The following is an 11,795-nucleotide window of genomic DNA, read 5'->3' on the forward strand; positions in this document are numbered from 1 at the left end:
GGCCGATGAGAGGGATATCGGACACTGAGAAGATCGCGTGTCGCCCCTCCACGAGCCCGGACAGACGCAACACGGCCGGGATCCGGCCACCACCACCGGGCGAGGGGACTCCGGTGGTCTCGGCCATCTCGGTGACGGTGCGCGCGCTGGAGGAACAGGACCCCAGGCGAGGGGGAGGGGGGCCGTGTCCTGAGGCAAGAGGCGCGGTGCTGCCAAACCTACGGTTGGTCGGTGACCGTTCGGGGTGCTGCTGACTGCGCGAAGGGTGCGCGCCCATCGGGTGCCGCGTCGGGGATCACCGCACTGGACTGGACTGGCTGGAACGGGTCGACGGGGACCATGACATCCCGGTGTCGGCCCGTTCCAGTCGATGACGGCCCAGCTCGTGGTCCTGGATCAGGCCGCGAACCACTCCTCCAACCAGCCCTGCATGAGCTCGATCTCCGCCTGCTGGTCCTCGATCATCTTCTCCGCCATGGCTCGCAACTCGGGGTCGGTGCCCATCTGCAGCTCCATCTCGGCCATCTCGAGAGCCATCTGGTGGTGGGCGATCATCTCTTCGAGGAAGGCCTTGTCGAACTCATCCCCGGACCGTTTCGCCAGCTCTTCGAGGCTCATGCCGTCCATGCCGTCCATGCCGTCCATCTCGCCCATCATGGCGCCCTGCATGTCGGCATTCATGCTCTGGCCATGGCCGCCATGGCCATGGCCGTGGACGTGGTGCCCGTGGCCGTGGTGGTGGCCGTGTCCATGGTGGTGGTGTCCCGGGGTGTTCTCGGCGGCCAGCCGCTGGGCCGCTGCTTCCAGTTGCTGGATCTCCTCGGTCTGGGCCTCGATGATCTTCTCCGCCAGGTCACGGATTTCGGGACGCTCGGACTTCTGCAGGGCCAGCTCGGCCATGTCGGTGGCACCTTGGTGGTGGGGGACCATCATCACGGCGAAGTGGCGGTCGTGGTTCATGTGCCGCTCAGCGCCCGTCTGTGCGGAGGCGGAGGCAGGCTGGTGCGTCGGGGACGCGACCGCCGCGGTCGCCCCGGCACCGCTGAGGGCCAGCGCCAGGGCCGTCCCGGCGGCCAGGTGCTTGAACGTCGACGTCATGACGAATCTCTCTTTCGCAGCAGCCCGTACTGGACCTGCACATCGTGGTGTTTGCTCTGTTCAGCCTCGGGTCGAGGCGGACCGATCCATCCACGGTAGCCCCGCCGCAGCTGGCTTCGCCGGGCTGGGAGGGCTGGGCGGTAGATCTTCACTGAACCTTCAAGAGCGGGCCCATCAGGCGGCCAGATCGGGGTGTTCCCCGGCGGTGGATGGGTGCAGGCATCTCCGGTTCTGACCGACCGATCCTGGATGCTGATCAGGTGGGGGGGCACACCCGCCGCCCGCCACGAGCGGCATTCGTGGCGGACGGAGGGTTGGCTCAGCGGAAGGTGACGTAGCCGACCGTCGGCATGGCATTCACGCTGTGCACGAAGGTGCCCTGGGTGGGATTCAGCGCGGAGATCATCTTGCCGCCACCAAGGTAGATCCCGATGTGGGCCCCGCCGTTCTGGACGACGAGGTCGCCAGGCTGCGGGTCGGTGGTCAGGGTGCCGGCCGCCCACTGCTGCTGGCTAGTGCGGGGGAGGTCGATGCCCTGCTGGGCGTAGACCCACTGGGTGAAGCCGGAGCAGTCCCAGGCGCCGAAGTCCGTGCCGCCCCAGACGTAACCGGTGCCGGCTCCCTGCATCGCTGTGCCCACGATCCCGGAGGCGCCGGTAATTTCGGTGATGTCCGCCGATTGGGTGGACACCGCCACGGCCGATGTAGCCTGCTCGGGCGCGGCCGGGGCCTGGGAAGAGGCGGTGGAGACGGTCTGCGGGGCGGCCGCGGGCTGGGAGGCCGCCGAGGTGTAAGTCGTCAGTGCGGACGCGGGGGTCGCGTAGGCGGGGGCGGTCTCTGCGGGGACCTCGGCGTAGGCCTGGGCCGGGGCGATGGAGCCGATGAGCACCGCACCGGCGGTGGCAGCGATCGTGGTGTTGCGCACGGCGTGAGAGGTGGTCTCGGCACGGTGGCGGGCAGCGTGGCGCTTGAAAACAGTCATGGGTGAGTTCCTCCCTTTGCCTACGAGGTGAGCTGTCGGATGCGGGTGGGAGACACCCGGCCGGCAGAGCGCACGCGCTCTGCCGGCTTAACCCCAAGGCCCCGGATCACCGGGACCGAAAATGGTTCCCCCGCTTCTGCCAAGCGATATCTCTTCAGGAACCTCGAGCACCGGCAGAATTCGGCGATGTGCACGAGGGCGCCGACCGGATCAGTCATCGGCACGCAGTGGACAGTAGCCCATCCATAACGAAAGTGTCACGTTTAGGTCACGGCCTGGATTCTCTCCTCGGTCGGGAGCGGGAAGCTGTGATTCCGGCCTCGGAAAAATACGCCCCGAGGAAGTGAAACCGTCACGCAGCAGGACCCGTCGCGTAGCTCATACCGGTCTTTCAAAGCGCTCTGACTAGGACACATGGCATGGTGGCGCGCGTTTCGCTGGACGCAGCCGACAGCGACAGGGCTCTGCAACCATGCGCAGTCTTCAGCGCGGGCCGGGCCAGCACCAAGATTGTTGGGGAGGATTTTCAAGGTGGCTCACAGTTTGGGAGGGCTTCGGAAGTGCCCTTCCGAGGCCTTAGGGCAGGGTTTCTTCATGAAATCTCCATATTCAGCCCGCTGCACCGATGTAGAGGCCAGGTAGTGAGGCGGGATCGCGGATTCTTGAGGCGTTGATCTTCATCAAATCTTCAAGCTTTCGGGTCGCGTCACACAGAATCGGCAGTTTACTGTCGATGACATGGCGGGCTGGCTCCGGCCGGTTCGTCTCCTCGACCGAACCGACGAAGGAGCAAGCCATGACCCATCACGTGAGCGCGATGCTGGAGACCTACCCGAAGGACCTCGGGGGAGTGGACCAGGGCAAGCTGGCGGCCTGTATCGAGGCCTGCTTCGAGTGCGCCCAGACCTGCACCGCTTGTGCCGATGCCTGCCTGTCCGAGGACATGGTCGCCGAGCTGACCAAGTGCATCCGCACCAATCTCGACTGCGCGGACCTGTGCGAGGCCACCGGGCGGGTGCTCTCCCGGCACACCGGCTACGACGCGAACATCACCTTGGACGCGATCCGGGTCTGCCAGATGGCGTGCAAGGCGTGTGCTGATGAGTGCGAGCAGCACGCGGACATGCACGAGCACTGCCGGATCTGTGCTGAGGCCTGCCGTCGCTGCGAGGCCGCCTGTGCGGCACTGGTCGCCTCCCTGGGCTGAGCCCAGACTCGCGCTGACCCACGGACGCCGATGACCGGCCTCCGTCGGTGAAAGAGGAGCCTGATGGGCTGATCGGGCGTGCCCGGATGCGGGTTCCCTCTTCCCCCCGCCCCTTGTTCAGTACAGCTCTGCCCGCGCGGTTTGTTCACGCGCAGGGTACGGGGCTGATGACCGAGCCGGCACCTCGGGGTCGAGCTCCTTCATTGCGGAAGAGAGACATCATCATGCGTTCCATCCAGTTCCCTGGCCGTCGCACGGCGGCCGCCGCCTCCACCGTTGTCGTCGCCACGGCCCTGTGGGGCGGGGCCAGCGCCCCAGTGTTCGCCCACGGACAGGTGACCACCCCGGTCTCGTCCCACGCCCAGGATCAGGCCCCGGAGGACATGCTCGGCCCCGATCCCACCTCCCCGACCGCCTACGAATTCGGTGAGACCCTGGCCGGTTTGGAGGGCGAGCAGCTGGAGGTCACTTTCCTGGCCGAGATCATTGGCCACCACCAGGCCGCGATCGAGATGGCCCAGCTGGAGCTCGAGCGCGGGACCAGCCCGGACATCCGCACCCACGCGGAGAACATCATCGCCAGCCAGCAGCACCAGATCGACCAGTTCACCACCTGGTTGGAGGAGTGGTACGGGTTGACCCCGGAAGAGGCCAAGGCTCAGGCCCCGGAGGAAGCACAGGAGGAGATGAAGATCCTGGAGGAGGAGACCCGGATGATGGTCGAAGAACTGGCCGCTGTTGAGGCTGGCGAGGACTTCGACGTCGCTTTCGTGCAGAAGATGATCCCGCACCACAACGGCGGGATCGTCGAGTTCCTCGAGCTGCAGTCCCGCGCTGATCATGCTCAGCTGCGGGTGGCCTCCAGCGCTGGGATCACCGCGCAACAGGCGCAGATCGCGGACTTCCGCACCTGGCTGGCCGGCCAGAACTGAACGAGCACGCTCATGGTGAGGGGCCCGTCCACCGATGGGCCCCTCACCGTGAGCCGGTCGCGCGACCGGCTTCAGGGGTGAGTGTGGGGCTGCTGCCCGGTGCTGTTCGCCCCGTCGCGCCGGCGGACGACGACCCACTGTGCGACGACGATGATCAGGGCCACCACGGCGGTGACCACCAGGGTGAACGGGTCCGACTGGGCCTTCAGCAGCACGAACGGCACGAGCACCGCGGCGTCGAGCAGGATCGCGATCCCGGGGATCCAGGGCTTGGCCCCGACATCGTCCTTGAGGTGGCGCAGGATGCCGAGGTGGATGGCGATGTCCATGGCCAGGTACAGGATGGCGCCGAGGGAGGCGATCTGGGACAGGTCGAAGAACGCGGCCATCAGCATCGCCAGCCCGGCCGTGATGTAGAGGGACTGGTGACCCTCCTGCCCCGGCAGCCCGGGGGCCTGGCCCATGTCGCGGAGCATGTCGTAGAGCTTCGAGACCGAGAACAGGCTCGCGACCAGTCCCGACAGCGTCGCGACGACGGCGATCACCACGGTCAGCGTCACACCCCAGGCGCCGAACATCGGCTCGGCCGCCTCGGCCAGGGCGTAGTCCCGGGCCGCCACGATCTGCGGCACGGTCAGGCTGCCGGTGACCGCGACGGTGATCAGCAGGTAGAGCACGGTGCATAGGGCGATGGAGATCATGATGGAGCGGCCGATGTTGCGCTGCGGCTGCTGCAGGTCCGCGCCCTGGTTGGTGATCGTGGTGAAGCCCTTGTACGCCAGGATGCACAGGGTGGTCCCGGCCAGGAAGCCCAGCCAGCCCGCCTCCGGTGGGGTGCGGTCGGCGGCGGTGAACAGCCTGCCCAGGGAGGACACCCCTGCCGCGAGGATGCCCGCGACCGCCAGCACGGCGATCCCGACGATCTTGATTGCCGCGGTCACCGTGGCGGAGCGCTCCACCCACCGGTTGCCCACCAGGTTGACCAGGGCGGCGGCCGCGATGGCCACCACCGCCAGCACCGGCACCCACACCGCGGAGTCCTGCAGGCCGAAGGGGCGCAGCAGGTAGGAGGCGAAGGTGCGGCCCAGCAGGGACTCGGCCAGGATCATCGACACGTACATGAACAGGGAGAAGGACCCGGCGAGAACCCCGGGGCCGTAGGCGGCCTTGAGTAGCATCGCGATCCCGCCGGAGGACGGGTTGGTGGCCGAGTAGCGGATGTAGGAGTAGGAGCTGAACGCCACGACCACGGCCCCGGCGAGGAACGCCCAGGGCACCCAGCCCCCGGCCAGCTCCGCGACCTGCCCCACGAGGGCGAAGATGCCCGCACCGATCATCACCCCCGTGCCCAGGGCGACGGATCCGGTCAGGGAGAGCTTCTGCTGCGTCTGCGTGCTGTCGTTCATGGGGAGCTGCACGTCCTTCCTGCCGGGGTGCGATCGTTTCTCGGCGGTGGGGTTGTCGGACAAGGTCGGTGGGTCGGGCCCACCGCCGCTCAGCGGACCTCGAGGGTGCCCATCATGCCGAGGTCTTCGTGGTCGAGGGTGTGGCAGCGGAAGACGGGGCGGCCGCCGAAGTCGTCGAAGGCCACCCGGACGGTGACCCCCCCGAAGGCCGGGATGTTGACCACGTCCCGCCACCGCGGTGCGGAGACGTCGCGGCCCTCCTCGGCCACGACCTGCAGGGGTCACACGTGCAGGTGCACCGGGTGGTCCAGGGGGCTGGAGTTGGTCAGGGTCCACACCTCCACGGTGCCCACCCGGACCCGCTGGTCGGTGCGCTCGGCGTCGTACCCTTACCCGTCGATCGTGAAGGACATCATGCGGCCCGGTCTTCCTCCGCCGCATCCAGGGACAGCTGCTGGCGGCGGCTCAGCGGGCTCACCGGTCGCCTTCTTCCAGGGTCCGTAGGCGTTCCCGGTACTCCTCGGTGTTGATCTCTCCGCGGGCGTAGCGCTCCTGGAGGATCTCCCGGGACCGGCGCGGGCCTGCACCCGTCGTCGGCGGCGCGGTGCCGCCCTGCCAGGTGCCGCCGCCCGAGCCGCTGGTGAACGCCTTCACCAGCACGAAGACCAGCACCACCGTGCCCCCGATGAGCAGGAGCCAGAACAGCCACATCCACCCCATGCCGTCACCCCACATCATGACGGGTTCCTTCCGTGGTAGTTGGCGCTGTTCCGGGGCCGCCCTGTAGCGGCCCCGGACGACCTGCGGAGTCTCAGGAGCCGCTGGGCAGGCCCTGGAGCAGGCCCTCCATCTCGGTGATCTCGGCCTCCTGGGCCTCGATGACGTCCTGGGCCAGGGCCACGGCCTGCGGGTTCTGCCCCTGCTCGACCTGGTCGCGGGCCATCTCGACCGCGCCCTCGTGGTGGGCGGTCATCTGCTCCAGGTACAGCCGGGAGGCCTCGGTGCCCTGGGCGTCCTCCAGGGCCTGCATGTCCTCCTCGCTCATCATCCCGCTCATCCCCGCCCCGGAGCCGTGGTCCATGCCCTCCATGCCGCCGGACTCCATCATGGGCTCCTGGCCCCAGGCCTCGAGCATGGCGTTCATGCGCTCGATCTCCGGGCCCTGGGCGTCGATCACCTGCTGGGCGAAATCGGCGACCTCGGCCGGCACCTCCTCCTTGGCCAGCAGCGTCTCGCTCATCTCCACGGCCTGCTCGTGGTGCGGGACCATCATCTGGGCGAACATCACGTCCGCGTCGTTGTGCTCTTCGGCGATCGGCTCCTCGGAGGCCGAGGTGGTGCTGGGGGTCTCGGGGGCGGCGGTGGCCGGGGCGGCGGTCTCCGCGCTCGTGCCGGTGTCCTGCTCGTCGGCGCCGGTGCCGCAGCCGGTCAGGGCCAGGGCGGAGGCCAGGGCGAGGGTGCTGAGGGCGGTGGTTCGCTTCATGGGGGTGTCCTTCTCTTCTTGTCGGTTGTGTCGGTGGGTCAGTGGGTGGGGCAGTCGTGGACTGCTCGGCGGGACGGCGGTCCTCGGCGCTGACGGCGGCCAGATGGGCCGGGTCGAGGTCGAGGCGGCGCAGCAGCTGGGCGTTGAGCGCCACCACGATCGTGGACGCCGACATCAGCACCGCGCCCACGGCCGGGGACAGCACGATCCCGATCGGCGCGAGCACCCCGGCGGCCAGGGGCACGGCGACCACGTTGTAGCCGGCGGCCCAGACCAGGTTCTGGATCATCTTCCGGTAGCTGGCCCGGGACAGGTCGATCATCGACAGCACCGCCCTCGGGTCGTTGCCGGCCAGGACCACCCCGGCCGACTCCATGGCCACGTCGGTGCCGGCGCCGATGGCGATGCCGACCTCGGCCCGGGCCAGGGCAGGGGCGTCGTTGACGCCGTCGCCGACCATCGCCACGGTCATCCCCCGGGACTGAAGCTCGGTGACCTTGGTGTCCTTGTCCTGCGGGAGGACCTCGGCGAAGACCTCGTCGATGCCCAGCTCGGCGCCCACGGCCTCGGCGACCTGCCGGGCGTCGCCGGTGATCATCGCCACGCGCACCCCCCGGTCCTGCAGGGCGGCCACGGCGGCGCGGGACTCGGGGCGGACCTTGTCCTCCAGGGCCAGGGCACCGATGACCGCTCCGTCCCGGAGCACGTGGAGGACCCCGGCGCCGCGGCTGGTCCACTCGTCCACGCCCGCCCGCAACGGCTCGGGGGTGTCCTGGTCGAGCTCGCGCAGCATGTTCGGCCCGCCCACCAGGACCTCGGCCCCGTCGACGGTGGCCTTCACGCCGCGGCCGGTGGCCGCGCGGAAACCGGTGCCCTGCAGGCCCAGCCGGGGGGCCTCGGGGTGCTCGGCGGCGGCGCGCACGATGGCCCGGGCCACGGGGTGCTCGCTGTCGGCCTCGGCCGCCGCCGCCCAGGCCAGCAGCTCACCCTCGGAGACCCCGGGGACAGGGGCCGTGCCGGTGACGGCATGCGCCCCTTCGGTCAGGGTCCCGGTCTTGTCGAAGAGCACCACGTCGATGGTGCGCATCCGCTCCAGGGCCAGCCGGTCCTTGATCAGCACCCCGGCCTTCGCCGCGCGCTCGGTGGAGATCGCGATGACCAGCGGGATCGCCAGGCCCAGGGCGTGGGGGCAGGCGATGACCAGCACGGTCACGGTGCGGATCACCGCGTCGTCGGGGCTGCCCAGGACCGTCCAGGCGATGGCGGTGAGGATGCCGGCGGCCAGGGCGAACCAGAACAGCAGCGCGGCGGCACGGTCGGCCAGGGCCTGGGCCCGGGAGGAGGACTCCTGGGCGGCCGCGACCATCCGCTGGATCCCGGCCAGGGCGGTGTCGGCGCCGACGGCTTCCACCCGCACGCGCACGGTGGTGTCGGTGGCCACGGTCCCGGCGACCACCGTCTCGCCCACGGTGCGGGCGACGGCCTGGGATTCGCCGGTGATCATGGACTCGTCGAACTCGGCCGTCCCGTCGACGATCTCCCCGTCGGCCGGGACCCGGGCCCCGGGACGGATGAGCACGACGTCGCCCACGGCCAGCTCGGCGACGGGCACCGTGACTGTGTCGCCGTCGACGACCTTCTCGGCCTCGTCGGGCAGCAGCGCGGCCAGGGCGTCCAGGGCGGAGGACGCCGCCCCGAGGGCGCGCATCTCCATCCAGTGGCCCAGCAGCATGATGACCACCAGCAGGGCCAGCTCCCACCAGAAGTCGAGGTCGAACCCGCCGATCCCCAGGGTGGTGACCCAGGAGGCGACGAAGGCGACGGTGATGGCCATGGCGATCAGCAGCATCATCCCCGGCTGCTTCGACTTCAGCTCGGTGAGCCCGCCGCGCAGGAACGGGGCACCACCGTAAAGGTAGATGACGGTGCCCAGCACCGGAGGGATCCAGGTAGAGCCCGGGAACTCGGGGACGTGGTAACCCAGCAGGTGCCCGACCATCGGGGAGAAGACCACTACGGGGATCGCCAGTACCAGCGAGAGCCAGAACTTGTTCTTGAACATCGCCGTGGAGTGCCCGGCGTGCTCGCCGTGGGTGTGGACCTGGTGGTCCTCGTCCACCGCCGAGTGGGCGTGGGCGTGCGGCATGGCCTGCCCGTGGGTGTCGGCATCGGCGTGCCGGCCGCGGTGGGCCGCGCCGTGGTGATCGGCGGGGTGGTCCGTGTCGTGGTGATCGGCGGGGTGGTCCGTGTCGTGGCCGGTGTGCGCCTGGCCCGGGGCGGTGGGGCGGTCGTGGTGCTGCGGGGTGCTCATGGCGTTCCTTTTCGCGCAGGTCCCTGGCGGGCCAGGGCGGTGGTCGGTCTCGTCAGGCGGTGACGAGGGTGTAACCGGCTTCTTCCACTGCGGTGCGGACCGCCTCCGTGCTCAGCGGGTGTTCGGCGGTGACCGTGACGGTGGAGGCCCCACCGGCCACCAGGTCCACGTGCACCTCGCTCACACCCTTCAGGGCGGTGAGCTCCTCGGTGACGCTGGTGGCGCAGTGGCCACAGGTCATGCCCTGAACCTGGTAGGTCGACGTCGTGCCGGTAGCGGAAGCCGTCCCAGCAGCAGGAGCCGCGTGATCGGCGGCGGGGGCGGGTGCGCAGCAGGCGCAGCCGGTGGAGGCCATCGGCAACGGGGAGCGGGTCTCGTGGCTCATGTGAAGCTCCTTCGATCGATTCGGGCGGTAGGACCGGATACGTCCTCACCACCCCCAGGTATATACCCCCCAGGGGTATGTTGCAAGCGTGGGGTCATGCGGCGACCGTGGTTTCACGGGGGCGGTGCCGGGTGGGGCGGGGTAGCTCCACGGTGAAGACCGTCCCAGCTCCGGGACCGGAGGAGCTGACGTTCAGCGTTCCGCCGTGGGCCTCGACCAGGGCCCGGGAGATGGTCAGGCCGATCCCGGAGCCGCCGTGGTCGCGGTCCCGGGCGGTGTCCCCGCGCCAGAAGCGCTCGAACACCTGGGGCAGGTTCTTGGCGGCGATCCCGTCGCCGGTGTCGGCCACGACCAGGCCGAGACGGCCGGGGCCGTGGACGGCGGCGCGCACGGTCACCGTGCCACCGGGCGGTGTGTGGCGCAGGGCGTTGGTGAGCAGGTTGCCCAGCACCTGACCCATCCGCTGCCGGTCCACCTCCACGACCCCGGCGGCATCCTGCGCCTCGAGCACCAGATGCACGCCCTTGGCGGCGTAGGCCTCCCGGTGGGCCTCGACGGCGGTGCGCAGCAGCTCGTCGACGGGTTGTGCGGTGCGCTCCAGCTCGATCCGGCCCTCCTCGGCCCGGGAGACGTCGTGGATGTCCTCGACCAGGCGCGTGAGGCGTCCCAGCTGGTCGGTCATGAGCTCCCCGGTGGCCTCGTCCCAGTGCGTCACCCCGTCTTGGAGAGCCTCGCAGTAGACGGAGAGCACCGAGATCGGAGTGCGCATCTCGTGGGCCAGGTCCGAGAGCATCCGCCGGCGGGTGTCCTCGGTGCGCTGCAGACGGGTGGCCATGGTGTTGAACGAGGTGGCGACCGCGTCCACCTCGGTGCCGGCACCCAGGGCCGGGACCCGGGTGTCGTAGCGCCCGCGGGCCATGGACTGGGCCGCCTGGGTAAGTGCGGCCAGGGGCCGCTGGAGGCGGCGGGTGAAGAACCAGGTCACCGCCGCCGCGCACACCACAGCAGTGCTCAGGGCCGCCCCCAGGATGATGAGGTTGGTGTCACGGTAGGCCTGCTCCACGTGCAGGAGTTCCGGGGAGTTCTCCGAGTGCCCGGCCATGATCAGGTGTTCGTGGAAGATCGGGGGCCCGGCCAAGGAGGCCACGGCCACGGCGGCGAGGATGCTGGCGGCCACCACGATGGCCTGGGCCAGGAAGAACCGGGAGGCCAACCCCCAGCTGTGCCGCCGGCCGCTCACCGGCTCACCATCCGATAGCCGACCCCGCGCACGGTGTCGATGTAGGCGCTCTGATCCTCACTGAGTTTCCGGCGCAGGTGACCGATGTGCACATCCACCAGCCGCTCATCGCCCACCCAGGCCGGGTCCCACACGGTGTCGATGAGCTGACGACGGGACAACGCCTGGTGCGGCCGCGCCGTCAGGGCGGCCAGCAGGTCGAACTCGGTGCGGGTCAACCCCACCGGCTCACCGACCACCCGCGCCTCATGGGCGGTGAGATCGACGGTCAGGTCCCCGAACACCCGGGCCGGCTCCACAGCAGTCACGGTGGTGCGGGGCCGGCGCAGCACCGCGGCCACCCTCGCGACGAGCTCACGCACACTGAAAGGCTTGGTGATGTAGTCATCGGCCCCGGCCGCCAGGCCGGCCAGCTTGTCGTCTTCGTCCCCGCGGGCGGTGAGCATCAGCACGTAGCACTCGGAGAAGCCCCGGATCCTGCGGCACACCTCGATCCCGTCCAGCCCGGGTAACCCCAGATCCAGCACCACCACATCAAAGCTCCGGCTGCGGGCGGCCTCCACGGCGTCGGGCCCGGTGTGGGCGGTGGCCACGTCATAGCCGGCGCGGGTGAGGTAGGTGGCGATCATCCGGGCCAGGGGCTTCTCGTCGTCGACCACCAGCACCCGCCCGGTCACCGCATCGATGCCAGAATCCATGACTTCAGTGTCCCCTCCGTCCGCACCGCATTCGTGCCGGAGACTGGTCGGGG

10 protein-coding genes, 2 pseudogenes and 1 riboswitch are annotated in these 11,795 nt (G+C 69.7%); of the genes and pseudogenes, 2 read left to right on the forward strand and 10 right to left on the reverse strand.

What is annotated here, in order from left to right; genetic code table 11:
• Window positions 1-396: 396 nt before the first annotated feature.
• Together BJF77_RS13980 and BJF77_RS20860 are read right to left on the reverse strand one after the other, a co-directional pair.
• Window positions 397-1,098 carry a DUF305 domain-containing protein gene (locus BJF77_RS13980; RefSeq protein WP_053004846.1) on the reverse strand — a complete coding sequence of 234 codons (702 nt, stop codon included), beginning with the start codon at window positions 1,096-1,098 and terminating at the stop codon, window positions 397-399.
• 319 nt (window positions 1,099-1,417) lie between these two features.
• A complete protein-coding gene (locus BJF77_RS20860; RefSeq protein ID WP_047803065.1) occupies window positions 1,418-2,080 on the reverse strand; it encodes a C40 family peptidase in 663 nt (220 codons plus the stop codon).
• A gap of 5 nt (window positions 2,081-2,085) precedes the next feature.
• Window positions 2,086-2,276: riboswitch (cyclic di-AMP (ydaO/yuaA leader) on the reverse strand.
• Between the two features lie 600 nt (window positions 2,277-2,876).
• Between BJF77_RS20860 and BJF77_RS13990 the strand changes: the two genes are divergently transcribed.
• Together BJF77_RS13990 and BJF77_RS13995 are read left to right on the forward strand one after the other, a co-directional pair.
• On the forward strand, window positions 2,877-3,287 hold the full coding sequence (locus BJF77_RS13990) for a four-helix bundle copper-binding protein (protein WP_047803066.1): 411 nt from the start codon (window positions 2,877-2,879) through the stop codon (window positions 3,285-3,287).
• A gap of 224 nt (window positions 3,288-3,511) precedes the next feature.
• Entirely contained in the window at window positions 3,512-4,219 is a 708-nt protein-coding gene (locus tag BJF77_RS13995) for a DUF305 domain-containing protein (RefSeq protein ID WP_047803067.1), read from the forward strand.
• A 71-nt stretch (window positions 4,220-4,290) separates the two neighbouring features.
• Here the strand turns inward: BJF77_RS13995 and BJF77_RS14000 are convergent, their stop codons facing one another.
• The 8 genes and pseudogenes from BJF77_RS14000 to BJF77_RS14035 form a co-directional block, all read right to left on the reverse strand.
• A complete protein-coding gene (locus BJF77_RS14000; protein WP_075872539.1) occupies window positions 4,291-5,625 on the reverse strand; it encodes an APC family permease in 1,335 nt (444 codons plus the stop codon).
• Between the two features lie 89 nt (window positions 5,626-5,714).
• Window positions 5,715-5,978 (reverse strand): annotated as a pseudogene (locus tag BJF77_RS14005) (multicopper oxidase domain-containing protein).
• Window positions 5,979-6,099: 121 nt separating this feature from the next.
• Window positions 6,100-6,363, reverse strand: coding sequence for an SHOCT domain-containing protein (locus tag BJF77_RS14010; RefSeq protein ID WP_047804183.1), 264 nt, complete (start codon window positions 6,361-6,363; stop codon window positions 6,100-6,102).
• Between the two features lie 73 nt (window positions 6,364-6,436).
• Window positions 6,437-7,108, reverse strand: a complete 672-nt coding sequence (locus BJF77_RS14015) for a DUF305 domain-containing protein (RefSeq protein ID WP_047804184.1) — start codon at window positions 7,106-7,108, stop codon at window positions 6,437-6,439.
• A gap of 49 nt (window positions 7,109-7,157) precedes the next feature.
• Window positions 7,158-9,419, reverse strand: a pseudogene (locus BJF77_RS14020) (heavy metal translocating P-type ATPase); the annotation flags it as partial.
• 52 nt (window positions 9,420-9,471) lie between these two features.
• Window positions 9,472-9,804, reverse strand: coding sequence for a heavy-metal-associated domain-containing protein (locus BJF77_RS14025; protein ID WP_058874192.1), 333 nt, complete (start codon window positions 9,802-9,804; stop codon window positions 9,472-9,474).
• A 94-nt stretch (window positions 9,805-9,898) separates the two neighbouring features.
• On the reverse strand, window positions 9,899-11,044 hold the full coding sequence (locus BJF77_RS14030) for a cell wall metabolism sensor histidine kinase WalK (protein ID WP_075872540.1): 1,146 nt from the start codon (window positions 11,042-11,044) through the stop codon (window positions 9,899-9,901).
• Window positions 11,041-11,742, reverse strand: coding sequence for a response regulator transcription factor (locus tag BJF77_RS14035; protein ID WP_047804188.1), 702 nt, complete (start codon window positions 11,740-11,742; stop codon window positions 11,041-11,043). The genes BJF77_RS14030 and BJF77_RS14035 overlap by 4 nt, the downstream gene beginning before the upstream one ends.
• Window positions 11,743-11,795: the final 53 nt, after the last annotated feature.

Origin of the sequence: Kocuria sp. CNJ-770 (assembly GCF_001942375.1) — a bacterium.
GTDB lineage: Bacteria > Actinomycetota > Actinomycetes > Actinomycetales > Micrococcaceae > Kocuria > Kocuria oceani.

Coding starts and splice junctions, on each gene's coding strand:
- BJF77_RS13980 (WP_053004846.1), bottom strand. CDS start 1,098: ATGACGTCGACGTTCAAGCACCTGGCCGCCGGGACGGCCCTGGCGCTG.
- BJF77_RS20860 (WP_047803065.1), bottom strand. CDS start 2,080: ATGACTGTTTTCAAGCGCCACGCTGCCCGCCACCGTGCCGAGACCACC.
- BJF77_RS13990 (WP_047803066.1), top strand. CDS start 2,877: ATGACCCATCACGTGAGCGCGATGCTGGAGACCTACCCGAAGGACCTC.
- BJF77_RS13995 (WP_047803067.1), top strand. CDS start 3,512: ATGCGTTCCATCCAGTTCCCTGGCCGTCGCACGGCGGCCGCCGCCTCC.
- BJF77_RS14000 (WP_075872539.1), bottom strand. CDS start 5,625: ATGAACGACAGCACGCAGACGCAGCAGAAGCTCTCCCTGACCGGATCC.
- BJF77_RS14010 (WP_047804183.1), bottom strand. CDS start 6,363: ATGATGTGGGGTGACGGCATGGGGTGGATGTGGCTGTTCTGGCTCCTG.
- BJF77_RS14015 (WP_047804184.1), bottom strand. CDS start 7,108: ATGAAGCGAACCACCGCCCTCAGCACCCTCGCCCTGGCCTCCGCCCTG.
- BJF77_RS14025 (WP_058874192.1), bottom strand. CDS start 9,804: ATGAGCCACGAGACCCGCTCCCCGTTGCCGATGGCCTCCACCGGCTGC.
- BJF77_RS14035 (WP_047804188.1), bottom strand. CDS start 11,742: ATGGATTCTGGCATCGATGCGGTGACCGGGCGGGTGCTGGTGGTCGAC.